This window comes from Sporomusa sphaeroides DSM 2875 (genome assembly GCF_001941975.2).
Classification (GTDB): domain Bacteria; phylum Bacillota; class Negativicutes; order Sporomusales; family Sporomusaceae; genus Sporomusa; species Sporomusa sphaeroides.
This window is the reverse complement of the sequence record NZ_CP146991.1, coordinates 1,839,204-1,863,458: the sequence shown is the minus strand read 5'-3', so window position 1 is coordinate 1,863,458 and position 24,255 is coordinate 1,839,204. Positions and strand designations below refer to the sequence as shown.

Here is a 24,255-nt window from a genome sequence, read left to right as displayed (position 1 = left end):
GTTGGTCATTTGGGACTGTCAAGGGTAAACTGCCCCAGCTTGCCGGAACGGAAATCGGTCAGAATAATTCTTCTGGCTTTTTCTTCATCTACCACACCGCCGCTGCGTAAGCAGCCCCGCTTGGCTCCGATGAGTGCTAACAGCTCAGCGGCATCTTCGGGCAGCAGTTCCTGCGTTAATTTATACCGCTCGCATAAGCGGCTGCTATAGTTATCCCGCAATATTTCCAGAAGCCGGAGGATGACTTTTTCCATATCATATATGTCATCTTTAATCGCACCGGTAGCAGCCAGTTTAAAAGCTACTTCCTGGTCATCCATCTTCGGCCATAATACGCCGGGAGTGTCTAACAATTCGAGGTTTTTGCCAACTTTTAGCCACTGCTGCCCCCGTGTTACACCAGGCCTGTCGCCGGTTTTGGCCGTTGCCGTACCTAACAGTCTGTTGATGAGCGAGGATTTGCCAACATTGGGGATACCGAGAATCATGGCTCTTACCGGCCGACCTTTTATCCCTTTAGCAGTCAGCTTAGCAATTTTTTCGCTAGCCTCCTGCTCTACTTTGTTGACCAGTTCTTTCATACCCTTGCCGCTGGCGGCATCGATACTTACGGTTGTTAAGCCCTGACTGCGGAAATGATTAATCCAGAGTATTGTTTGCGCCGTTTCGGCCAAGTCGGCCTTATTAAGCGCCACTACCCTGGGTTTGTCGCCAGCAATTTCGGCAATCATGGGATTAGCACTGCTTATGGGAATACGCGCATCCAGCAGTTCGATCACAACATCAATAAGACTGAGTTGTTTGGTAATCATCCGCTGGGCTTTGGCCATATGGCCGGGAAACCAATGAATGTGCATTACATCACACTCCTCACCTAAGAAACATAAATGATATTAAAATAGCCTCACCATTATTCTACCGTTTTAGAGCTTACAAGATACTAGGGCAAGGTTTTTATGTGATCAAGCGGCCAAAAAACAGTAATGGCTTTGCCTTTGATAAGCTCTAACGGCACAAAACCAACGTCTTTAAAGCGGCTGTCTTCGGAATTGTTGCGATTATCGCCCATTACATAAATGTGCCCTTCCGGCACGGTAACTGCCGGATACGACCCCCGGGTACGCTCTAATATATATGGCTCGTTTAATAGTTGTCCATTAAGGAGAACCCTGCTGTCTTTAATTTCAACAGTATCCCCTGCCACGCCGATTACCCGCTTAATAAAGTCGCGGCTCGGATCACGGGGATAACGAAAAACTAATATTTCGCCCCGTTCGGGTGCCTTAAACCGATAAATAAATTTATTAACAACCAGTCGTTCGCCATTAACCAGCGTGGGCCGCATAGACGGTCCCTCGACCATGTATAATTCAACAATAAAATACCGGATAAAAAAAGCCAAAACGATAGCTATCAGAATCGATATAACCCAGTCTTTTATTTCTTCACCCAGATTGGTAGTACTCACAGTCTTACTCCTTCCGCAATAGGGGATACCTTACATTCAGGGGTGATATGAAGAAAAGGGACTGAAATCAGTCCCTGAGTACCTGTCGATTTAGCGTTTTTCTCTAATACGGGCGGCCTTACCAGTAAGGTTGCGCAGATAGTAAAGCTTGGCTCTGCGGACAATACCGCGGCGCATTACTTCGATTTTTTCAATACGCGGAGAATGTACCGGGAAAGTACGCTCTACACCTACATTATAAGATATGCGTCTTACAGTAAAAGTTTCCCGCACACCGCCCCCTTGGCGGTTGATTACTACACCTTCGAAAACCTGAATACGTTCACGGCTGCCCTCGACAACTTTTACGTGTACACGCACAGTGTCGCCTGCCTTGAAAGACGGGATGTCTTGCCGCAATTGTTCTTGTTCTAAAATCTGAATAATATTCATTTTATTTCCTCCTTATATCAGACGTTCATACCAGTGCGCAGAGGACCGTCCGTATTACACAAAATGTATTATAACACATATTATCCGGCAACTCAACTAACCGATTGCAAAAGTTTGGATAATGTATCACAGTACTCCACCTTTTATAAAGTGGAGTTACTCTTTCTAGATTCAGGCGGGGGTAGAATCCCCATCTGAATCTCCGATGTCCAGCTTTAGCTGGACAAGTTCACTCAGCCCACCAAGATTCGCCCAGCAACCGGTCAAGGATAATGGCAACTGCCGCACGCACAGGCAGATGGTTATAGGTTCCCGGTCCGTAAATCGGTTCTAATATATAATCAAACTGCTTCATTACTGAATTCTCCATACCCCAACCTGTTCCAAACAGCAGCAGGCAGGGTCTGCCGGCTGCTATCTCCTGCCGCAGTCTCCTATAGGAGACTGTATTTTCATACTTACGGGCGTCGGTGGTAACAATCATAGGGCGTACACCTTCCCTGTCCGCAACATACTCGACAGCTGCCGCAATATCAGGAATAACTTCCACGATGCTTAAGGCCTCTTTGCGGTCAGGATTATACTGCCCGCCGTAGCCCTCCTGCCAGTAGCCGATAATTTCTTCGGCCAAAGCTTTCTGGCTGTCATGAGGATGAATGATAAAATACTTGATCAAATCATACGTCCTGGAGGTACGGGCAATATCATGGATATCAAAATTCGTAATGGCGGTGGTTACTATCTCATTATTTTTATTGTAAATAGGATGATGCACCAAGCCAATATATACAGGCAATGCCATAATCAGCCTCCAGCCTGCTCAGTCTTTATTTCTTCCAACAGCTTATGGTCAAGAGGACTTAGCTCCATCCCGGCCAGCAAATCCGGCCGGCGCAAAAGCGTTGTCCGCAGCGACTCTTTCCGCCGCCATCTTTCAATTTTAGCATGATCGCCTGAGAGCAGCACCTCCGGCACTTCCCAGCCATTGAACTGACGCGGGCGCGTATATTGCGGATATTCGAGCAGACCGTTATAAAAGGAATCCTGCTGCGCGCCATCATCGGCGCCAAGTACCCCTGGAAGCATCCGCGCAACCGCATCGGTAATGACCATCGCAGGCAATTCCCCGCCTGTCAGCACATAATCACCGATGGAAACAGCCTCGTCAACCACATACTGGCGTATCCGGTCATCAATACCTTCATAGTGGCCACAGACAAGGATTAACTGCTCATAGCCGGCCAGTTCCCTGGCTTTAGCCTGATCAAAAACTTGTCCGCCCGGACACATCAGCACAATCCGCCGGCGCGTAAGCTTAGCTGTACATACTACGTTTTCCACTGCCCGGAATATCGGTTCCGGTTTCATAACCATACCCGAACCACCGCCAAAAGGATAGTCGTCGGCAATATGATGCTTATCATAAGTAAAATCTCGGGGATTGGTTACATGAACAGCGATATGTCCGCTATCCTGTGCCCGTTTGAGGATGCTGTGCCCTAGTGGACCGGCAAACATATCGGGAAATAACGAAATAATATCAATACGCATAAAACCTCTGTTAGTCCATTTCTTCCTGAAGTTTGACTACCATCTGTTTTCCGGCAAGGTCAATTTTTTTAACAACTTCTTTAATGGCCGGGAGCAGCAGTTCTTTGTTGTTTTGCTGTTTTACAACATACACATCGTTACTCCCCGGCTGCAGGACATCGGTTATACTACCAAGCTGTTCACCGTCTTCGGTAACGACAGTAAGGCCGATTATATCAAAAATATAATATTGTCCTTCCGGCAGTTTGACTGCATCCTGCCGGCTGATTTTAATTAGTTTGCCACGCAGGCGTTCACTGTCATTCATAGAATCAAATCCGGAAAATTTGAGCAGGATCATCTTTTTATGCTGCCTGGCTGACTCCAGCTTCAGCTGGCCAACATCATCGACAAATACGGTTGTAAGATCATGGAATCGGTCAGGAAAATCAGTTAGCGGCAATATACGAACGTCACCCCGCACACCGTGCGGGGCAACAATTTTACCGATAGTAATCAGATCGGGTCCAGACATATTAGTTGCGGAAGGCAATAATTTTGCCATCTTCCAGCAAAATTTCCGTTGCCATCAGTTTGTGGAGGTCATCACCAATACTTACTGTAACGACTCTATCCATAGTACCCTGAACGACTTCCGCACCGATTTCCAGTTGTGCTGTTTCCTTTAGCTTTTCCAGCATATGATTTTTAAAATCAAGCCGTTTTTGCCGCTCGGCATCAATTTGCTGACGCAAACCTACCAGCCCCTGGGCATCTTGCTTGGCTTGCTCGGTCATCATGCGTTTAGCATGAAATTCGATTTGCTGGAGTTCTAAATCGGCTTTTCTGATAGCTTCCTGAATTTCAGCCGCCAAGTGCGCTTTAAGATCTTCTGTTACTTTGGCTTTAACGGTTACCGGGCACTTAATTGTCAAGTTCTCGACGTTGGCCATTAATTCCACCCCTTTGGTTTCAGCTTAACAGTTTTAATTATATTATTTCCACCATTACTCGTTTGTTTTCCCGGGTGGCGGCAGCTTTAACCACAGTGCGGATAGCTTTGGCAATACGTCCTTGCTTGCCAATGATTTTCCCCATGTCTTCCGGGGCCACATGCAGTTCATAGACTGTACCCAAATTATCGGTTGTTTCGTTAACATTGACGTGCTCCGGGTTTTTCACTAACGCTTTGGCGATAACTTCGACTAATTCTTTCATGCAGTTATCACGCCTCGTTTCTACACTTTACTTAGAACGCTTTACTTCATCCCATTTTTTCAGGATGCCGGTTTTGCTGAGCAGGTTTTTAACAGTATCGGTAGGTTGAGCGCCTTTTTGCAGCCATGCGATGGCTTTTTCTTCGTCAATCTTGATAACTGCCGGTTCAGTAGTGGAATCATAATGACCCAGGTTTTCAATAAAGCGGCCATCCCGTGGCGAACGGGAATCAGCTACTACTACACGGTAGAAAGGACGTTTTTTTGCGCCCATACGCTTTAAGCGAATTTTAACTGCCATAATAAGTCACCTCCTTTTTAGAGTATCCCAAAATGTATCTTCAGATGATTAATTCATAAAGGGAAGCTTAAAGTTTGGTTTCTTGCCACTCTTTTGCATTTCCTGAATACGTTTCATCATCTTTTTGGCTTCACCAAATTGTTTTAGCAGTCGATTAACATCTTGTACCCGTGTACCGCTGCCAAGAGCAATCCGCTTGCGGCGGCTGCCGTTGAGTATCGACGGGTCACGCCGTTCTTTGGCGGTCATCGACCGGATAATAGCAATAATATGTTTGACTTCTTTATCGTCAATATCCATGCCTTGCAGCTGTTTAAGCTTACCCATACCGGGGATCATGCCGAGAATTTGATCAAGCGGTCCCAGTTTGCGCACTTGTTCAATCTGTTCGAGGAAATCATCCAGCGTAAACTCTTCTTTGCGAAGTTTTTTCTGCATTTCCTGAGCTTTTTCCAGATTAAGCGTTGATTCAGCCTTTTCAATGAGGCTAAGTACATCGCCCATTCCCAGAATACGCGAGGCCATCCGGTCAGGATGAAACGGTTCCAGAGCATCCAGTTTTTCACCCATGCCGGCAAATTTTATTGGCTGGCCGGTAACTGCCTTGATGGAGAGAGCAGCCCCGCCGCGGGCATCGCCATCAAGTTTTGTCAGGATAATGCCGTCAATGCCAAGGTCATTATTAAAGGACTCGGCCACATTAACGGCATCTTGTCCGGTCATCGCATCAACGACCAGTAAGATTTCATGAGGCTTGACCGTTTGCTTAATAGATTTAAGTTCATTCATAAGCTCTTCATTAATGTGCAAACGACCGGCGGTATCAATAATCACAATGTCGCGGGCCATCATCAAGGCTTGATCCACGGCTTTTTTAGCAATATTGACCGGGTTTTCCTGCCCCATGGTGAATACCGGAATCTCCAGCTGCTGCCCCAGTACCTCCAACTGCTTGATCGCAGCCGGGCGATAAATATCGGCAGCCACCATCAGCGGCCGCTTGCCCTGACGTTTGAGCAGATGTGCCAGTTTACCGGCTGTGGTCGTCTTACCTGCGCCCTGCAAGCCCACCAGCATAATAACTGTCGGGGGACGGGACGCAATGGCAATGCGGCTCTGGGTACCGCCCATCAGGTTGGTAAGTTCTTCATTTACAATCTTTATAACATGCTGGGCAGGCGTCAGGCTTTCCAATACTTCCTGGCCTATGGCCCGTTCTTTGATTTTGGCAATCAGGTCTTTTACTACTTTAAAATTGACATCAGCTTCCAAGAGGGCCATCCGCACCTCTTTAAGAGCATCAGCAACATCACTTTCCGAGAGTTTGCCCCTGCCACGCAACTTTTTAAATGTTTGCTGGAGCTTATCGGCCAAACTTTCAAAAACCATTTATGTTACACCTCCCGGGTGTCTTCTAACAATACACTTAATTTAGTCAAGGCGCAGCGCAACTCAGGTAACTGCCGCACATGATGCGGCAGCTGCTCCAAATTACTGACAACTTCAGCAAGCAGCGTACGTTCTTCATGATAACGGGCAGCCAGTCCTAATTTAGTTTCATATTCTTCCAGTGTCTGTTCAGCCCGGCGTAAAATGTCATGCACCGCTTGGCGTGACACACCAAATTGTTCGGCAATTTCAGCCAGTGACAGATCCTGCAGATAGTGCATATTAAGACAGTCACGCTGTTTTTCGGTCAGGAGCGCATTATAGAAATCATACAATTGACCTACTCTCAGCACTTTATTTAACATGTGGTCTATAACGCTCACCTGCCTATCATGACAAGGGAAATTACTTTACACCACAGATTATATACAAAAACACAAAGCATGTCAAGTAAAATTACTTGTCAGCAAATAAAGCGGCGGCAAAATCAGCAGCAACGAAAGGCCGGAGGTCGTTAACCCCTTCGCCTACCCCTACCCATTTCACAGGCAGATCAAGTTCATTATTAATAGCGATTACCACTCCGCCCTTGGCTGTACCGTCCAGTTTGGTTAATACCACTCCTGAAAGCTTGACCGCATCACCGAATAGTTTAGCTTGATTAATAGCATTCTGTCCGGTAGTGGCATCAAGCACCAATAAGGTTTCGTGCGGTGCATCTGCTATTTCTTTGGCAATTACCCGGTTAATTTTTTTCAGTTCTTCCATTAAGTTCGATTTGGTATGCAAACGGCCGGCCGTATCAATGATAACCATATCGGCTTTCCGGGCTTTGGCAGCCTGTACGGCATCAAAAGCCACTGCCGCCGGGTCAGAGCCCTCCGCATGTTTAATAACTTCGGTACCGGTCCGCTGCCCCCAGATTTCTATCTGATCAATGGCAGCGGCGCGAAAGGTATCGCCGGCAGCCAACAGCACTTTCTTGCCGTTTTCACAATAATAGCTGGCTAATTTACCAATTGTCGTTGTTTTACCAACTCCATTTACGCCAACAACCAGTATAACGGTAGGCGGGTTATGGGCAGCTTCTGCCGGGGACTGACCTACCAGCATAGCACTGATTTTTTCCTGTAAGAATGGTTTTAGATCATCAGGAGAATTGATTAGCTTGTCTTTAATGCCTTTACGAATTTCAGCCATTAATTTGCTGGTGGTTGCTACACCAACATCTGCCGACAATAATACGGCTTCCAGATCATCAAGAAATTCGTCATCAATTGTGGCATAACCAATAACCAGCTGCTCGATTTTTTCCGTAAAGCTTTTCCTGGTTTTCTCCAGACCTGCTTTTAATTTATCAAAAAATCCCATTGTGAATTCCCCCAAATTAGATATTGTTATCCGGCTTTGTCCATAAACTTTACCGAAACCAGCCTGGATATTCCCGATTCTTCCATTGTCACGCCATGCAATACACCGGCGGCTTCCATAGTTCCTTTGCGGTGGGTAACAATAATAAATTGCGTGTTTTGTGCATAATCACGTAAAAATTCGCTAAACCGCTGTACGTTGGCTTCATCCAGGGCAGCATCAATTTCGTCAACCACACAGAAAGGTGCCGGACGATATGTCAGGATAGCAAATAACAATGCAATTACGGTAAGTGCCCGTTCACCGCCTGACAACAGGGCTAGATTTTGCAGTTTCTTTCCCGGAGGCTGTACAATAATATCTATGCCTGTTTCCAGAATATTGCCCGGCTCAATCAGCACAAGCTCCGCACGTCCACCACCAAACAAACGGTTGAATACATCGCCAAAGTATTGATTTATGGCTTTAAAGGCGGTATTAAATTGACGTGACATAGTAATATCAATATCTTTAATTACTGATGTCAAATACTCCTTAGCCTGTGATAAGTCAGTAACTTGCCCCTGCAAAAAGGCATATCGCTCCCGGACACGGTTATATTCTTCAATAGCTGCCGGATTAACCGGTCCAAGTGCTGCTATCTGCTGTTCAAGGGAAGCTATTGTCTGTAACAGCTGTTCAATACTGTCAGACCTTTTTAGCGCACGTGCCTCCTCGATTGTGAGGGCAAGCTGTCCGGTAAGCTGTTCGTGGCAGTTAGCTGCTTCATATGTATATTTAGTGACAAGTAATTCCATCTCGTGCAGTTTGTTTTGCAGGTCAGCACTCTGCCGGCGTAAATCTTTGATCTCTTTGTCCAGCCGGCCTATGCCTGCCAGTTTTTCCAGCTTGTCGGCATAAAGTGCCTGACGTGTTTCAACCAGCTGACATTTATCGCGTAACAGCCCTTCCTTGCTTGCCGAGAGTGAGACGAGTTCGTCCTGAGCTTGTCCATTCTCCGACTGTAGCTGCTGCTTCTCGGTATGGATACGGACAAGCTGCGCAGCCAGCGATGCTTGCAGCTGCGCAGCCTGCTCGCAACCTGCGCGGGCTGTGGTTACCGCTTGGGTAATGGCGCTGAGTTTAATTTTAGCATCGGTCAACTCATCGCCAATAGCCTGCTGCTCAGCTTTTTTGATTTTAAGTTCACCCTGCCAGTTTTCCACTTGTGATTTATAACCGATTTCCCGTGTTTCCAAAGAAGCAATGCTGGTTTTACTTTGCTCGAGCTTTTGTTGACAAACAACTATTTCGCGCTGACCATCCGCTGCTTCGGCAGTTATCGTTCTAAGCGCCAGCTCGCACTGTTCGTCCTCGGTCCTGACTGCAGCTAAATGAATTGCCAATTCGGCTTGACGAAGCTCTATTTCTTTTACATTGTTATCATAACCGGCCAGCTGCGCGTTAGCCCCGGTTATAGCGTTGGCAATAGCCGCTTTTTCCTGTTCTAAAATTTCCCGTTGCTCTTTCAGGGCTGTCAATGCTTGTTTAAGTGTGTCAATTTCATTATTCCTGGCAATAAAACTGGCTTCTTTACGCCCCATGCTGCCGCCGGTCAATGATCCGCCGGGATTAATAAGTTCACCGTCAAGGGTAACAATTTTTACGGAAAATCCACAATTGCGCGCAATTGTCAGTGCATGATCAATGGTTTTGGCAATAATAACCCGGCCCAGTAAATAGTTTACTACTGAGCGATACCGCTCGCTAACCCCGACAACATCTGCGGCAAACCCTAATGCGCCCGGCTGATTGGCGGCCAGTATTTCGGCTTCTCTTGGTTTACTTATTTTAATTGTGTTTAACGGTAAAAAAGTAGCCCGTCCTAATTTTTGTGTTTTCAAGAAATTAATAGCTTGCTTAGCGGTTTGATCGGTATCGGTAACAAGATGCTGTTGAGCACCGCCAAGTGCCACCTCAATGGCATTGACATAGGTATCCGGCACTGTCAAAAGCTGGGCTACTGCGCCACAAATCCCTTGACGCCAGGAACTCTGGTGTTTCAATATACCTTTTATCGCCCTGCCAAATCCTTCTAATTCCTGCTGCATGCTTGTCAAAACACTAAGGCGGGATGAGGTTTCATTTACCTTACCGGCAAGCTGCTGTTCTGTTTCTAAGATATTCTTATATTCATATTCCAATTTAGCCTTGTTCTGCTGCACAAGGCTAATCTGCTGTTCGAAATCCTTTCGCCGGTCAGCAAGCGCTTGAGTCTCGGCCTTAAGCTGCTGATCTTTAGCGCTGATCTCCTGCTGCCGGTTCAAATAGTTCTCATGTTCTTTAGCAAAATTCATCTGTTGTGCGGTTAACGCCGCCAAGTCACGCTCAAGCATGCGCAGGGCGTTACGTTCATTTACCAACAGCTGCAAATGTTCAAAGGTTTGCTCTTTACCTGTCTCAATTTGCTGCTCAAGCTGTCTGATGCTGGCAGCCAGGCACTCGCTGTGCCTGCTTTTCTCCGCTAACATGGCATTAGCAGTGACAATTTGTCCTTGTTTAGCTTCCAGCTCACCGTATAGCTCATTAAGTTTTACTTCTGCCGCTTGCTTTTCAGCAGTTAAGCGGGCAAGCTCATCGTCAAAACGCGCCTGCGCCTTTTGACCTTGTTCAATTCGCTCAGTCAGTACTCCTGTGCGGCTATCTGTGCGCTCTATTTCCTGGGCCACTTCTTGAATATTCTTTTCAGCACAAGTAATCGCTTCCTCTGTTTGAGCAAGCGTTAGCGTTAGCGCATCTTTTTCATTGTCGGCTGTAGTTAACCGGGCACTGGCTGCAATACTCCGGTCTGTTACATTAGCCTGTTCCAGCTTGGCGCTCTCTACCAGCTTTTCCGCTTTTGTCAACCGTTCCAGCAGCAAAGTTGCCTGACAGGCTGTCAATTCCGTGTTTAACAAATTAAACTGGCTAGTCCTGTCAGCGCTTTCTTTGAGCGGTTCCAACTGACTTTCAAGCTCTGCGGTAATATCCCGAACCCGGGTCAGATTTTGTTCTGTGTCGTCCAGCTTACGCAAGGCATCCCGTTTACGCTGTTTATACTTGATGATACCGGCGGCTTCTTCAAACAAAAGCCGGCGTTCTTCAGGTTTGCTGCTTAATATCTCATCAACTTTGTTCTGCCCGATTACTGTCATCGAATCACGGCCCAGTCCTGTATCTGCCAGCATTTCATGAATATCTTTTAATCGGCAGGGTGTTTTATTGATGTAATATTCACTGTCCCCTGAACGAAATACGCGGCGGGTGATGGTAACTTCACTAAAATCCAATGCCAGCTGCCCATCACTGTTATCAAATACGAGAGAAACTTCTGCTACTCCCAAAGGTCTGCGGTTGACACTGCCGGCAAAGATGACATCCTCCATCTTGGCACCACGCAAGGTGCGCAGGCTCTGTTCACCAAGCGCCCAACGAATGGCATCAGAAATATTGCTTTTGCCGCTGCCGTTGGGGCCAACAATGGCTGTTATTCCTTGTCCAAACTCCAGTTCGGTTTTTTCGGCAAACGATTTAAACCCATATGCCTCAAGTCGGCGGAGCAGCATACTAATCACCCTTTATATTTAAAGTCACTCAAAATTTTACCATGCCAGGTACAGTAACACAAGAGCAGAGAACATAAGACCATAACTTAGCCAGCGGATTCCCGGAACATTCCTGAGGCACAAAACGGCCGTTATGCATAAGCGGAAGTTGAACGCCGACGTCGCAGCGTTCCGTGCGGGCTTTGCATTGGCGCGCAAAACTTACAAATTTTAGATATATAAAAAAGCCTGCAGCAGGTGCTGGCAGACTTTTTCACAGCAAGCCGAATCTCATTAACGAGGCTCAACGATAAATCTAATGGCGGTACGTTCTTCCCCGTCAATAGAAATTTCCGCAAAAGCTGGTATGGTAATCAAATCAATGCCATTGGGAGCGACGAAACCACGTGAAATCGCAATAGCCTTGATAGCCTGATTAACCGCCCCTGCACCTACTGCCTGCACTTCTGCGGTACCTTTTTCCCGCAAAACTGCGGCCAGAGCGCCTGCTACGGATTTGGGATTTGATTGTGCAGATACTTTCAGCACTTCCATTTTTTCGCTCTCCTCCTTTGAATTCAGGGCCTATACATAAAGGTATTCTTCCTATTTCCTAAAAATTCCTTCTTTTACATGATTTTTAAATTTCATTTTATCATATTTTTGCTTTTTTGCTCAAAAGAAAGGAAAGGCCCTTATGTCTGAGCAGGAGCGAGCCAGGAATGACTGTCGAATCAGCACATAGTGTTATCGCCGATAAGTTGTATTGCAGTCGCAGGCGACTGAGATTGTTATTATGTTGTCCCCGTACTTTAGAGGTGTCTTTAGGGTGGTGAACAATCGTAAAACCGGTTTCAGTATCGAAGAAATTTTGTTCAATAAACCGGGTCAGCATTAAGTAAAAAATATGTGAATCCACCAGTTCGCCAAAAGCCGGATGATACGGCCCGGCAAGTACATTCTTGTCCAGTTCCTCACTGGCTTGGAGGCCTGTTCGAATAACCTCAATACCCTGGCGTTCAAAAACGAGTTTCATATAAGCGCAGCGGGCTACTGCCTGCGGTAATGACAACGGCTGGTAGACACCCTGCTGATATAATTCTGCCAGCCTTGTTCCGGCAATAACGATAGCCGGGTAAATGCGGACAAAATCCGGACATAAAGTGACGGTCTGACGTACGGTAGTAATTAAGCTCATCCAATCCTCACCAGGTAAACCGGGCATCAATTGCAAGCCACAGCTAATACCGGCAGCTTTCAGCAAATTCACAGCTTCAGCTACAATTTGACTGCTATGCCCGCGCGCCGCATTAAAAAGTACAGCATCGTCAAAAGACTGAACACCAAGTTCAACAATACTCACCCCGTGACTGCGAAGATTGGCAAGCGTACTGCCGGTTATACAGTCAGGTCTGGTAGAAAGACGAATAGCATGAATTTGACCATTATATAAAGCCTGACTGGCCGGAGCCAGCAATTCATTTTGCATAGCCTGCGGCAAAGCGGTAAAACTGCCGCCGTAGAAGGCTACTTCTATCCGGCGAGCTTGATTAATGTCAGCCAGCCGCTCCTGAATAACAGCCGCTACCTGCCTGGCAGTAACTGGTGTCAATAGGCCGGTTATTTTTCTCTGATTACAGAAAATGCATTCATGCAAACAACCCAAATGGGGGATAAATACCGGGATAATATAATGCTTCATAATACTACAATACTCCTATACAGAAAGGACGACCAAAATGGCCGCCCTGGTTTCACATATTATTGAGTTATTGTGCCAAGCTTTAGCAGCGCCTGTTTGGCAGCCTGTTGTTCAGCTTCTTTTTTACTTTTGCCCCAGCCTGAACCCATACGTTCAGTATTCACAAAAACAGCCACTTCAAAAGATTTATCATGATCAGGCCCGCGTTCGTTAATAACTTCATAGGCAATTTTGCTATCATTATTTTTTTGCACAATTTCCTGCAGCCAAGTCTTATAATCTTTTAAATAGTCACCACGTTCAACCAGCTTCAATTCAGATTTAAGCTGATTTAACACATAGCGGGCTGCGCTCTTGAAGCCTGCATCAAGATAAACAGCACCAATAATGGCTTCAAAGGCATCTGCGAGAATGGATATCCGTTCCCGTCCGCCAGACAGTGCTTCCCCTTTACCTAAGAGGAGATATTCACCAATTTTGAGTTCCAATGCTCTTTTAGCCAGCGTTTGTTCGCAAACCACCTGAGCCCTGGCTTTGGTAAGTTCGCCTTCAGGCAATTGTGGGCACTGACTAAACAAATATGAGCTAATGATCAGGTCCAAAACCGCATCGCCTAAGAATTCCAAACGCTCATTATGCCTAATACTGGTGCCTTTAGTTTCATTGGCATATGACGTATGGATAAGAGCCTGATGCAGCAGTTTATAATCGCCGAACACAACTCCTAAGGACCGGCACAACTCAGTTAACGCTTGCATGCGGGTATCATCTAGCATCCCTTTAACTTCTTTCATAAAAAAATAGGTTACGCCTGATATTTTTTTACCAGGATGGTTGCGTTGTGACCACCGAAACCAAAAGAGTTCGAAAGTGCCACATTTACAACTTGTTCCCGTGGTTTATTTGCTACATAATCCAGATCCAGCTCAGGGTCCTGGTTTTCTATATTGATGGTCGGCGGGACGATACTGTTAGCAACGGCAAGCACGCAAGCAATTGTCTCAATACCACCGGCTGCGCCTAACAGGTGCCCAGTCATGGACTTAGTTGAGCTAACCTTGAGGTTTTTAGCATGTTCACCAAACAATGACTTTATCGCAAGTGTTTCATTTTTGTCATTGAGCGGTGTGGAAGTACCATGAGCATTGATGTAATCTACTTCTTTAGGCTCAATTCCGCCATCTTTGAGCGCCATAGCCATGCATTTAGCGGCTTGAGCACCTTCAGGGGCGGGAGCGGTAATATGATAGGCGTCGGCATTAGAACCGTAGCCGATAATTTCCGCATAAATTTTGGCGCCGCGTGCCAGTGCATGCTCGAGAGTTTCCATGACTACTATGCCTGCGCCTTCGCCCAAGACAAAACCATCACGGTCTTTATCAAACGGACGGGAAGCTTTTTGCGGTTCGTCATTGCGGGTAGACATGGCCTTCATGGCACAAAAGCCGCCAACTGCCGCAGGCGATACAGCTGCTTCGGTACCACCGGCAACCATAACATCAGCATCACCGCGTTGAATAATTTTAAAAGCATCGCCGATAGCGTTAGTGCCTGTTGCACAAGCAGTAACTACGCAGCTGCAAGGTCCTTCAAGGCCAAGAGTAATAGAAGTTTGACCTGCCGGCATATTAGCAATCATCATCGGTACAAAGAACGGGCTAATCCGGCCCGGCCCCTTTTCAAATAATGTTTTGTACTGGTCATGCAGCGTATCCATACCGCCAATACCACTGCCGATTAAAGTTCCCATACGGCTGCGGTCTTCTTGTTCAAGATTGATTCCCGCATCTTCAAACGCCATCTTAGCCGCAGCGACAGCAAATTGAGTACATCTGTCCATACGCTTGGCTTCTTTTTTGTCAATATACTTTACCGGGTCAAAATCTTTTACTTCACCGGCAATTTGGGTAGAATATTCGCTGGCATCAAATCGGGTAATACGGTCAATTCCTGATTTGCCAGCAAGCAAAGCCTGCCAAAAAGCGTCTGTTCCAATACCAATAGGCGTAATCGCGCCCATTCCTGTAATTACAACTCGTTTTTTCAAGAAGGTCACCCCACTAATTTATTTCTTCAACTTCCCTAAGAAGCCGTGTAAATATTTCTTTAACAGGTAATATTTCATCTATTTTATGAATATACTCGCCGGTAAATACCAGTCCGGTGTCAACATCTCCCTGTTGAGCACGAATCAGTGCACTAATTATACAAAAATTCTTTTCGCAATGTTTTAGACATGCCACACATTTATCCGGACCATCGACGGTACATTCAAGGATTTTCTTAGCAAAAGGGTTTTTGATAGCACGTCCCGGCAACCCCACCGGGCTTTTAATCAATACTACGTCTTCAGGTTTAGCCTTTAAGTAAAATTCTTTTAAAGCCGGAGCGGCGTTAGACTCCACACTGGCGGCAAACCTGGTTCCCATTTGTACGCCATCAGCACCAAGCTTCATTACTTCAGCAATATCCCGACCGGAAATGATGCCGCCGGCGCCGATAACGGGAATAGCTACGGATTTTTTGATATCAGGCAGAAGTACACTCAAAGATTCATCAGTCCCCAGGTGACCACCTGCTTCTTTGCCTTCAACAATAATAGCGGCAGCGCCCAGCTTTTCTGAAATTTTGGCGGCCTTAACTGATGATACAATTGGCACGATTGGAGTACCCGACTTTTTCCCCATTGGGAATACGTCACGCGAGAATCCAGCTCCTGCTACTACCAAATCAATCCCTTCATCAATGGCAGTATCAACATAGCGAGCAAATTCTCTTGCCGCTACCATGATGTTTATACCAATTATCCCTTTGGTCAAGCTGCGCGCCAGTCTGATTTCATGGCGCAACTCATCAAAAGCCATACCTGATGCTGCGATAAGTCCGATGCCGCCAGCTTCAGCCACTGCTGCCGCCAAACGGGCAGTTGACAGTCTTATCGCCATGCCCCCTTGGATAATTGGGATCTTAGCAACATGTTGGCCAATTTTAAGCTCCGGAAGTTTCAAGTAACAACTCCTCCAATCAATAAACCATACCATAAGCTACCTAACACATTACCTTTAAGAAAGTCCCGCGAAAAAGTTTCCACGGGACTTTCTCCGTTTGAATAAGGTAATGACACCAATTACGACGCCAAAAAAACATTTGAATTACGCTTGCTTTTCCTTGTCTATGTACTCCACAGCGTCTTTTACTGTTTTAATTTTTTCAGCGATTTCGTCGGGAATTTCAATGCTGAATTCCTCTTCAAAGGCCATAATCAGTTCAACAATATCCAGTGAATCAGCGCCAAGATCGTCAATGAAAGTAGAATTGATTGCTACATCAGCTTCATCAACACCGAGCTGTTCCACAACAATTTCTTTAACCTTGTCAAAAGTTGTCATAATGGTATTCACCTCCTTCCAAGGAATTTTAACATATATTACATTACCATACCACCGTCAACATTTAAAGTCTGTCCGGTAATATAATTTGCCGACTGGCTTGCTAAAAATACTACGGCAGCGGCCACATCTTCGGCTTCACCCAAACGGCTCAGAGGAATTTTCGCCTCCAAATCGACTTTAACCTGTTCTGACAAACCATGTGTCATGTCGGTAGCAATAAAGCCTGGTGCAATAGCATTGACGGTAATGCCCCGTGATGCCAACTCTTTTGCCATTGATTTAGTAAATCCGATAACACCGGCTTTGGCCGCAGCATAGTTAGCCTGTCCGGCATTGCCCATAAGACCCACAACCGAAGTCATGTTGATGATCTTACCGCTTCTTTGTTTCATCATACTCTTTGTTACTGCCTTAGTGCAATAGAATATTCCTTTAAGATTGGTATTCATTACAGCATCCCAATCCTCATCCTTCATGCGCATTAACAGTGAATCCCGGGTGATACCGGCATTGTTTACCAGAATATCAATTTTACCATAGGTGTCAATGGCCTGCTTGACAAGACTGTCTACCGCATCGGCGTCAGCAACATCTGCCTTGACTGTAATTGCCTGACCGCCATTATCGGCAATGAATGTACGAACCTCTTCAGCCGCCTCGGCATTGCCGGCATAATTAATTACGACCTTTGCACCAACCTTGGCCAGCGCAATAGCCACTGCCCGCCCAATTCCCCGAGAAGCTCCGGTAATGATGGCAACTTGTCCGTCTAAATGCATTTTAGCGAACCTCCTTGAAATAATCAAGAACTTTTTCTAAAGAAGCCTCGTCTTCTATATTCAGTGTTTCGACATCTTTTGCAATTTTCTTGGTGAAGCCTGTAAGAACTTTTCCTGGTCCTACTTCTACAAAAGTATCTGCGCCAAAGTTCACGATTTGCGCCACACAGTCCTCCCACACCACCGGACTGGCAGCCTGTTTGACCAGCAATTCTTTTAGGGCTTCGCCTTGCGTAACAATTTGGCCGTTAACATTAACGACAACCGGAATAGCTGCATCCTTAACAGACACTTTGTCAAGTTCAGCCCCCAGTCTTACCGCTGCAGGCTGCATCAAAGAACTATGGAAAGGTGCACTGACAGGCAAGGAGATAGCCCTTTTGGCACCTGCCGCTTTTAACAGTTCATTGGCTTTCTCAACAGCCTGTGTCTTACCGGCAATGACAATTTGCCCCGGGCAATTAAAGTTTACGGCCTGCACAACGCCAGCTTCAGCTTCTACCTGCCGGCAAATCTCCACAACCTTATCGCGGTCAAGTCCCATGATAGCCGCCATACTGCCTTCTCCCAGCGGTACGGCTTCCTGCATGAATTGTCCACGCTTTCGTACCAATTGAACAGCATCTGTAAAGGCCAGCGCTCCAGCGGCAACCAATGCCGAATACTCGCCCAGACTGTGTCCGGCCACAATATCAGGAGTAATTCCACGCTGTTTTAATACCTCATAGCAGGCCACACTCATCGTCAAAATAGCCGGCTGGGTGTTATATGTTTTCTTGAGTTCTTCTTCAGGACCATTAAAACACATATCGGTAATTGAAAAGCCAAGAGCTTCATCTGCCGACTTGAATATGTCCCGGACAATATCAAACTTATCATAGAAGTCCTTGCCCATACCGACAGTTTGTGATCCCTGTCCGGGAAAAACAAATGCTAGTTTACCCATTTCTTTCCCTCCTTATGTATTTGTCGGATATTTATATATTTTGCGTCAGTCCAGTAATGACTTTCGGAACATTTTGAATAATATCCTGCATAATTTCATCCACGGTCCGGATTGAGTTTATCAACCCCGCAACCTGCCCAACCATCACGGAACCATACTCTACATCGCCTTCACGTACCGCATTCCTAAGTTTTCCGGCACCTAAACGATCCAATTCCTCAACCGTTGCGCCTTGTCTTTCCATTTCGGCAAATTCGCGGGTTAGTTTATTGGCAATAACTCTTACCGGATGTCCTGTTATTGCGCCGCTAACAACAGTTGAACGTTCTTTGGCTTTGATAATGGCAGCTTTATAGTTAGGGTGAGCGGTACATTCAACCGAAGCGGCAAACAGTGTTCCGATTTGTACACCCTGAGCACCCAAAGCCAGGGCAGCCACAACCCCGCGAGCATCGCCAATACCGCCTGCCGCAATAACCGGCACCGAAACAGCATCGGCAACCTGCGGCACCAGTGCCATGGTTGTTACTTCACCTACGTGACCACCGCTTTCCATACCTTCAGCAATAATAGCGTCAATACCTACCCGTTCCAGGCGTTTAGCCAGCGCCACCGAGGCAACAACCGGAATAATCTTGGTACCTACTTCCTTTAATGCCGGAATATACTCTCCAGGATTACCTGCCCCGGTAGTAACTACCGCTACCCTTTCATCAACAACTACCTGCATAACCTCTTTGACAAAAGGCGACATAAGCATAATATTGACACCAAAGGGTTTGTCAGTCAGAGCTTTTGCCTTTTTGATTTCTATCTTCAGTGCATCAGGCGGCATATGCCCGGCACCAATTAACCCCAAACCTCCTGCATTTGAAACTGCCGCTGCCAATTCAGCGGTAGCTACCCAAGCCATTCCACCTTGCAAAATCGGATATTTAATCTGTAAAAGCTGGCAGAGTTTGCTATTTAGCAATAGTGTCGGCCTCCTTGCCCCATTTTATAACAGCTGATGCCCAGGTTAACCCAGCACCGAAGCCAACAAGCACGACAATATCACCTTGTCTTATTTTGCCGCCATGTACAGCTTCTTCGAGGGCGATGGGAATAGAGGCAGCAGATGTATTACCATATTTATCAACATTGACCATAACTTTATCCATCGGCAGCTTAAGACGCTTTGCCGCCGATTGGATGATCCTGTTGTTGGCCTGATGCGGAATCAGGCAATCAACATCATTGGCACTAAGTCCGGCATGTTCTAATGCCTGAATCGCAGCTTCTCCCATTATTTTAACAGCAAACTTAAACACTTCGTTACCATTCATATGGACAAAATGCATTTTTTGCGTAACAGTTTCAGAACTTGCCGGATTGCGCGAGCCACCGGCAGGGAGTTTTAGTAAATCGCCGCCAGAACCATCGGCTCCTAATTGGGCGCCAATAATACCGTAACCGGCCTCTGTTTCAGCCAATACCGCCGCACCGGCACCATCACCGAATAAAACGCAGGTATTCCGGTCAGTCCAGTCCAGTATTTTAGAAAGCGTCTCCGCACCGATGACCAATACCTTTTTGTATAACCCGGCCTTAATAAATTGACTGCCGGTCACAATACCATAAACAAATCCGGAACATCCGGCCGCTAAATCAAAAGCAGCTGCACGACTGGCTTTGAGATTAGCCTGTACTAAGCAGGCGGTTGAGGGAAAAGACATATCCGGAGTGGCTGTAGCGACAATGATAAGATCAATCTCGTCGGCAGTAACACCGGCATCGATAAGCGCTTTCTCTGCCGCCCGGGTGGCTAAATCAGAGGTTGCCATATCTGGCGAAGCAATCCGGCGTTCCCGGATGCCGGTTCTCGATTCAATCCATTCATCTGAAGTGTCCACTATACTTTCCAGGTCTTTATTTGTCATTATTTTTTCAGGCAAATAGGTGCCAAGACCAATAATGCCTACGTCTTTAATTTCCTTCATGTGTTACAACCCCCTCTTTAGCAATGGTTTCGCGGATGTGGGCGACAACATCCTGCTCAGTAAATTCTTTAGCTACTCTAATAGCGTTTTTTATAGCTTTAGCCTGTGAACTGCCATGGCAGATGATAAACCCTCCATTTACACCTAAGAGCGGCGCTCCGCCATATTCGGCATAGTCCAGCTTTTTCTTTAACCCGTTCAAAGCCGGCAACACCAGCATGGAAGCCACTTTTGTCAAAAAACCGCTGGTTTTGATGGATTCTTTAATCAATTGCAAAATGGCTTTAGCCAAGCCTTCCCCAAATTTTAATACAATATTTCCTACAAAGCCGTCGCAAACAACAACGTCAACCGTTCCTTTCGGAATATCACGGCCTTCCACATTGCCAATAAAGTTCACTGTGTTAAGCTGCTTTAACAGCGGATATGTAGCTAAAACCTGTTCATTGCCTTTGCTTTCTTCCTCACCAATAGTTAAAAGCCCTACCCGCGGGCTGGGAATATTAAGGACATATTCCGCATAGATGGCACCCATAATAGCGTTTTGGACCAAATGTTTGGGTTTACTATCAACATTAGCGCCCGAGTCTAAGAGAATGGTTGTGCCTGTAAGGTTTGGCATCGGTGTTGCAATAGCTGGCCGCTCAATTCCATTAATCCGGCCTAAGCCTAATAGTGCGGCAGCTACAGCCGCACCCGTGCTACCCGCACATATTACCACATCGCAATGCCCCTGTTTAACAAGTGATGTAGCAACAACGACAGAAGCATCCTTCTTTTTTCTCACAGCAGCGCCCGGCGATTCATGCATATCAATAACTTCGCTGGCGTGATGAACAGTAATATTTGATTCTTTTCCATTGCCATGACGTTCAAGCGCTTGAGTAATTTGACTTTGGTCACCGACCAAAACAATTTCAACATCATCATTTACATACGCCTTGGCGGCTTGTAATGCGCCTAAAACAATTTCATCGGGCGCATAATCTCCCCCCATAGCATCAATGGCAACCCTCATTCAATATCTTCCTTTCACGAAACCCCACAGAATATGACTATTTATCCGATGACTAACCCGCTCTAAGACCCCGCTTCTGCAAACGCTATACCCCTACGGGCACAAGCGAGCGGCTAAGTCCCTGGATAATTCCAACTAAGATTCAGATGGGGTTAAACCCTATCTGATCAAGTCTCCATTTATCTACAATACTTTGTTATTTAGGCAAATCAGTATCCATGGAAACCATAATAAATTTAGCACGAAATACTTCTTGGCTATCATTTCTAGTTTTTACCCAAATAAAATATTTATTGCCTCTTTTTTTAATATTCTCTGCTTTGGCTACCAATTTTTCCCCTTCACGCACGGCAATCTTATATTTGATATTCGCAACCCCGGTTACAGCCAAGGGCGCATCAATAATTGCCAACGCCAAAGAATTCGCCTGAGCGAAGATATAATGCCCCCGTGCAACTTTTGTTTTCTCAAATACCATTTCCGGCGTTACTGTCATCAGCGATATTCCTGACTTCCCTAACTCCAGGTCAATCAGATCACCAATAACATCCGCACTGGCAATGGTCTTAAGCTTGTTCTGGGCTTCCTCGGCCATCTGCTTGGTACGTTCCCTAAGCTCGGGTATACCAAGTTCCAGCCGGTCAAGCCGAATGGTTTGCACGCTAACTTTCAAATAGGCTGCCAGTTCTTCATCAGTAAGAAAAGGTGTTGTTAACAACTTCTCTTTTAATTTCTCCTGGCGTATTTTTTTTTGGACCCGAGCCATAACATCACCTAATTTTATCAGCAACTTATAATACCAATTGATAGTATTAATTATAGCTACTTGCTACCAACATTGCAAGTAAAAAAGTGAGCAAGATAAATTTAATTGCCTTTTATCTTGCTCACTGCTTATTTTTTTATTCTGCTTGAACCACAACTTTACCATTATAATGACCACATTCAGGACACACACGGTGAGGCATTTTCTTTTCGTGACATTGAGGACATTCAACTAAACCTGGAATAGTAAGTTTCCAATTAGCACGACGCTTATCACGGCGAGCTTTAGACATTTTACGCTTAGGTACTGCCATTTGTTTCCACCTCCTTAACAAAATTGGCCAACCTGCATAACCTTAGTCCTTGGACAAGAGTTTTTCTAAAACCGCAAGCCTTGGATCGATTTTAATCGGATTACAGCCGCAGGTGCTTATGTTTAGGTTGGCCCCGCACTCGGGACATAGACCACGACAGTTCTCACTGCACACTGGTTTCAACGGCTTGGCCAACAAAATATTCTCACGAATTAAGTCAGTGATCTCCATTTCATCACCAGTAAAACAGCTAAATTCAAACTCGGAATCTTCGCCTGTTTCTTCCAGACCGGTTTCCCTGATTTTTTCACTAAAAGGGATGGTAAGTACGCTAACCACAGATTCCAGGCACCGGCTGCAGGATTCCTTCAGGGTAGCATGGATGGTACCGGTTACTTCGTAATAGGTTCCCTTATTGGTAACCACACCGTCAACCAGGACATTATCAGTCCAGGCTTCTTCCCGCTGGTTAAGGGCAAGTTCGTCAACCGAAGTTTGGAAAGAAAAAGTTTGGGTACCCCCAAGCTCTTTTTTTAACTGTGCTATGTTAATTTTCATCATTTTCCACCAACCTTCATCTATTATATCGACCCCCTGAAACTTTGTCAAGAAATAAAGAAAACACGGCTTGTAACGAGCGCCAACGAAGGTAGAAGCCGATGTTGCCCTGACAAAAAGTTAGCCTTGCGGCTAGGATAAGAAAAGCAGGGAACAAAATGTCCCCTGCCTATCATGCGAAGGTTGTATGGTGGTTATGCAAGTTTGCTGCAAATTGTTTTGGTATCCCGGGCGATAACAAGTTCTTCGTTGGTCGGGATAACAAAAATCTTAACTTGAGCGCCATCAACACTGATTTCTTGCGCTTTGCCGCGAACGTTATTCTTGACAGGGTCAATTTTGGTGCCAAGGAATTCCAGGCCGGTACAGATTTTTTCGCGCATAGAGATAGAGTTTTCACCAAGACCGGCAGTGAACACAATAGCATCAACACCACCCATAGCGGCAGTATAGGAACCAATGAAATTACGCACTCTGTAAGCAAACATTTCGAGCGCCAGTTCAGAACGGTCATTGCCGGAATTAGCAGCATTTTCAATATCACGGAAATCACTTGATACGCCGGAAACCCCAAGTACACCGGATTTTTTATTAAGATAGCTGTCGATTTGTTCGGCGGTCATGCCTTCTTTCTTCATTAAGAAAGGAATAATAGCAGGATCAATGCCGCCGCAGCGGGTACCCATTACCAGACCCTCAAGCGGTGTGAAGCCCATGCTGGTATCAATGCATTTACCATGCTTAACAGCGGCGATGCTGGCACCGTTTCCTAAATGACAGGTAATAATACGCAGATTGGTTATCGATTCGCCCATGAGGTCTGCAGCCTGTTGTGAAACATATTTATGGGAAGTACCATGGAAGCCATAGCGTCTAATGCCGTATTTCTCATAGGCTTCATAAGGTAAAGCATAAAGAAATGCATGTTTAGGCATTGTTTGGTGAAAAGCAGTATCAAAAACAGCTACCTGAGGAACACCTGGCATGATCTCGGCACAAGCATTTATCCCCATAATGTTAGGTGGGTTATGCAATGGTGCCATTTCAATGCATTCTTCCAAAGCATCCATTACCGCCGGAGTAATCAACACAGAATCAGCAAATTTTTCACCGCCGTGTACAACCCGGTGTCCAACGGCCGCGATTTCTTTCATATCAGTGATTACACCATGCTTTGCATCGGTAAGAGCCTCGATAACCAGCTTAATTCCAATGCTATGGTTCTTGATATCGGCATTGATTACTACTTTGTCTTTGCCTTCCGGCTGATGAGTTAATATCGAGCCATCAAGACCAATACGCTCCACCAAACCTTTGGCCAAAACCGACTCATCATTCATATTAACCAACTGGTACTTAATTGAGGAGCTTCCACAATTGACAACTAAAACTTTCACAACAAAATCCTCCTTATTATTGGGTATGGTTTTTCTGTCAGACACTATTTATGAGCTAACTCATTTCACTAACCAATTTTTATGTTTTCGACGCCTGCCTTAGTTTCCCTTCATCAGGAAAACTTATTTAATAA

Annotated in this window: 28 protein-coding genes; all 28 read right to left on the bottom strand. The window is 45.8% G+C overall.

The window, feature by feature from the left end:
* Positions 1-5: 5 nt before the first annotated feature.
* The 28 genes from ylqF to SPSPH_RS08265 all read right to left on the bottom strand — a co-directional run bounded on the left by ylqF (position 6) and on the right by SPSPH_RS08265 (position 24,121).
* On the bottom strand, positions 6-857 hold the full coding sequence (gene ylqF / locus SPSPH_RS08400) for a ribosome biogenesis GTPase YlqF (RefSeq protein ID WP_075755003.1): 852 nt from the start codon (positions 855-857) through the stop codon (positions 6-8).
* 83 nt (positions 858-940) lie between these two features.
* On the bottom strand, positions 941-1,468 hold the full coding sequence (gene lepB, locus SPSPH_RS08395) for a signal peptidase I (RefSeq protein WP_075755001.1): 528 nt from the start codon (positions 1,466-1,468) through the stop codon (positions 941-943).
* A gap of 90 nt (positions 1,469-1,558) precedes the next feature.
* Positions 1,559-1,900: a 50S ribosomal protein L19 gene (rplS, locus tag SPSPH_RS08390; RefSeq protein WP_075754999.1), complete on the bottom strand. Its 342-nt coding sequence runs from the start codon at positions 1,898-1,900 to the stop codon at positions 1,559-1,561.
* A 229-nt stretch (positions 1,901-2,129) separates the two neighbouring features.
* The gene (locus SPSPH_RS08385) at positions 2,130-2,702 is read right to left on the bottom strand and encodes an RNA methyltransferase (protein WP_075754997.1); all 573 of its coding nucleotides are present in this window, start codon (positions 2,700-2,702) and stop codon (positions 2,130-2,132) included.
* Positions 2,703-2,704: 2 nt separating this feature from the next.
* A complete protein-coding gene (trmD, locus tag SPSPH_RS08380; protein ID WP_075754995.1) occupies positions 2,705-3,451 on the bottom strand; it encodes a tRNA (guanosine(37)-N1)-methyltransferase TrmD in 747 nt (248 codons plus the stop codon).
* 10 nt (positions 3,452-3,461) lie between these two features.
* Positions 3,462-3,995, bottom strand: a complete 534-nt coding sequence (gene rimM, locus SPSPH_RS08375; RefSeq protein ID WP_198930899.1) for a ribosome maturation factor RimM — start codon at positions 3,993-3,995, stop codon at positions 3,462-3,464.
* Positions 3,967-4,383, bottom strand: coding sequence for a YlqD family protein (locus SPSPH_RS08370; RefSeq protein ID WP_075754991.1), 417 nt, complete (start codon positions 4,381-4,383; stop codon positions 3,967-3,969). The genes rimM and SPSPH_RS08370 overlap by 29 nt, the downstream gene beginning before the upstream one ends.
* Before the next feature lie 37 nt (positions 4,384-4,420).
* Complete coding sequence (locus SPSPH_RS08365; RefSeq protein WP_075754989.1) at positions 4,421-4,648, bottom strand: KH domain-containing protein; 228 nt, start codon at positions 4,646-4,648, stop codon at positions 4,421-4,423.
* A gap of 27 nt (positions 4,649-4,675) precedes the next feature.
* Positions 4,676-4,948, bottom strand: coding sequence for a 30S ribosomal protein S16 (rpsP, locus tag SPSPH_RS08360; protein ID WP_075754987.1), 273 nt, complete (start codon positions 4,946-4,948; stop codon positions 4,676-4,678).
* A gap of 48 nt (positions 4,949-4,996) precedes the next feature.
* Positions 4,997-6,337, bottom strand: a complete 1,341-nt coding sequence (ffh, locus tag SPSPH_RS08355) for a signal recognition particle protein (RefSeq protein ID WP_075754985.1) — start codon at positions 6,335-6,337, stop codon at positions 4,997-4,999.
* 5 nt (positions 6,338-6,342) lie between these two features.
* Complete coding sequence (gene ylxM / locus SPSPH_RS08350) at positions 6,343-6,702, bottom strand: YlxM family DNA-binding protein (protein WP_075754983.1); 360 nt, start codon at positions 6,700-6,702, stop codon at positions 6,343-6,345.
* A 91-nt stretch (positions 6,703-6,793) separates the two neighbouring features.
* Positions 6,794-7,708 carry a signal recognition particle-docking protein FtsY gene (gene ftsY, locus SPSPH_RS08345; RefSeq protein WP_075754981.1) on the bottom strand — a complete coding sequence of 305 codons (915 nt, stop codon included), beginning with the start codon at positions 7,706-7,708 and terminating at the stop codon, positions 6,794-6,796.
* A 26-nt stretch (positions 7,709-7,734) separates the two neighbouring features.
* Positions 7,735-11,292: a chromosome segregation protein SMC gene (gene smc, locus SPSPH_RS08340; protein ID WP_075754979.1), complete on the bottom strand. Its 3,558-nt coding sequence runs from the start codon at positions 11,290-11,292 to the stop codon at positions 7,735-7,737.
* 273 nt (positions 11,293-11,565) lie between these two features.
* Positions 11,566-11,826: a stage V sporulation protein S gene (locus SPSPH_RS08335; protein ID WP_075754977.1), complete on the bottom strand. Its 261-nt coding sequence runs from the start codon at positions 11,824-11,826 to the stop codon at positions 11,566-11,568.
* 100 nt (positions 11,827-11,926) lie between these two features.
* A complete protein-coding gene (locus SPSPH_RS08330; protein WP_075754975.1) occupies positions 11,927-12,973 on the bottom strand; it encodes an elongator complex protein 3 in 1,047 nt (348 codons plus the stop codon).
* Between the two features lie 59 nt (positions 12,974-13,032).
* Positions 13,033-13,767 (bottom strand): ribonuclease III, encoded by a 735-nt coding sequence (rnc, locus tag SPSPH_RS08325; RefSeq protein WP_075754973.1) that lies wholly within the window; start codon positions 13,765-13,767, stop codon positions 13,033-13,035.
* Between the two features lie 11 nt (positions 13,768-13,778).
* Positions 13,779-15,020 carry a beta-ketoacyl-ACP synthase II gene (gene fabF, locus SPSPH_RS08320; RefSeq protein WP_075754971.1) on the bottom strand — a complete coding sequence of 414 codons (1,242 nt, stop codon included), beginning with the start codon at positions 15,018-15,020 and terminating at the stop codon, positions 13,779-13,781.
* A gap of 13 nt (positions 15,021-15,033) precedes the next feature.
* Positions 15,034-15,981 (bottom strand): NAD(P)H-dependent flavin oxidoreductase, encoded by a 948-nt coding sequence (locus tag SPSPH_RS08315; protein ID WP_075754969.1) that lies wholly within the window; start codon positions 15,979-15,981, stop codon positions 15,034-15,036.
* A gap of 144 nt (positions 15,982-16,125) precedes the next feature.
* Positions 16,126-16,362, bottom strand: a complete 237-nt coding sequence (locus SPSPH_RS08310) for an acyl carrier protein (RefSeq protein ID WP_021167513.1) — start codon at positions 16,360-16,362, stop codon at positions 16,126-16,128.
* 38 nt (positions 16,363-16,400) lie between these two features.
* Positions 16,401-17,144, bottom strand: a complete 744-nt coding sequence (gene fabG / locus SPSPH_RS08305; protein ID WP_075754965.1) for a 3-oxoacyl-[acyl-carrier-protein] reductase — start codon at positions 17,142-17,144, stop codon at positions 16,401-16,403.
* Between the two features lies 1 nt (position 17,145).
* Positions 17,146-18,090, bottom strand: coding sequence for an ACP S-malonyltransferase (fabD, locus tag SPSPH_RS08300; protein WP_075754963.1), 945 nt, complete (start codon positions 18,088-18,090; stop codon positions 17,146-17,148).
* Positions 18,091-18,121: 31 nt separating this feature from the next.
* The gene (locus SPSPH_RS08295) at positions 18,122-19,003 is read right to left on the bottom strand and encodes a DUF561 domain-containing protein (protein ID WP_233138917.1); all 882 of its coding nucleotides are present in this window, start codon (positions 19,001-19,003) and stop codon (positions 18,122-18,124) included.
* A 49-nt stretch (positions 19,004-19,052) separates the two neighbouring features.
* Positions 19,053-20,069, bottom strand: coding sequence for a beta-ketoacyl-ACP synthase III (locus SPSPH_RS08290; protein WP_075754959.1), 1,017 nt, complete (start codon positions 20,067-20,069; stop codon positions 19,053-19,055).
* The gene (gene plsX, locus SPSPH_RS08285; RefSeq protein ID WP_075754957.1) at positions 20,056-21,087 is read right to left on the bottom strand and encodes a phosphate acyltransferase PlsX; all 1,032 of its coding nucleotides are present in this window, start codon (positions 21,085-21,087) and stop codon (positions 20,056-20,058) included. The genes SPSPH_RS08290 and plsX overlap by 14 nt, the downstream gene beginning before the upstream one ends.
* A gap of 196 nt (positions 21,088-21,283) precedes the next feature.
* Positions 21,284-21,853 (bottom strand): transcription factor FapR, encoded by a 570-nt coding sequence (gene fapR, locus SPSPH_RS08280; RefSeq protein ID WP_075754955.1) that lies wholly within the window; start codon positions 21,851-21,853, stop codon positions 21,284-21,286.
* A gap of 136 nt (positions 21,854-21,989) precedes the next feature.
* Complete coding sequence (gene rpmF / locus SPSPH_RS08275) at positions 21,990-22,166, bottom strand: 50S ribosomal protein L32 (RefSeq protein WP_021167506.1); 177 nt, start codon at positions 22,164-22,166, stop codon at positions 21,990-21,992.
* A 42-nt stretch (positions 22,167-22,208) separates the two neighbouring features.
* A complete protein-coding gene (locus SPSPH_RS08270) occupies positions 22,209-22,727 on the bottom strand; it encodes a YceD family protein (protein WP_083945453.1) in 519 nt (172 codons plus the stop codon).
* A 191-nt stretch (positions 22,728-22,918) separates the two neighbouring features.
* On the bottom strand, positions 22,919-24,121 hold the full coding sequence (locus tag SPSPH_RS08265; protein WP_075754951.1) for an acetate/propionate family kinase: 1,203 nt from the start codon (positions 24,119-24,121) through the stop codon (positions 22,919-22,921).
* Positions 24,122-24,255: the final 134 nt, after the last annotated feature.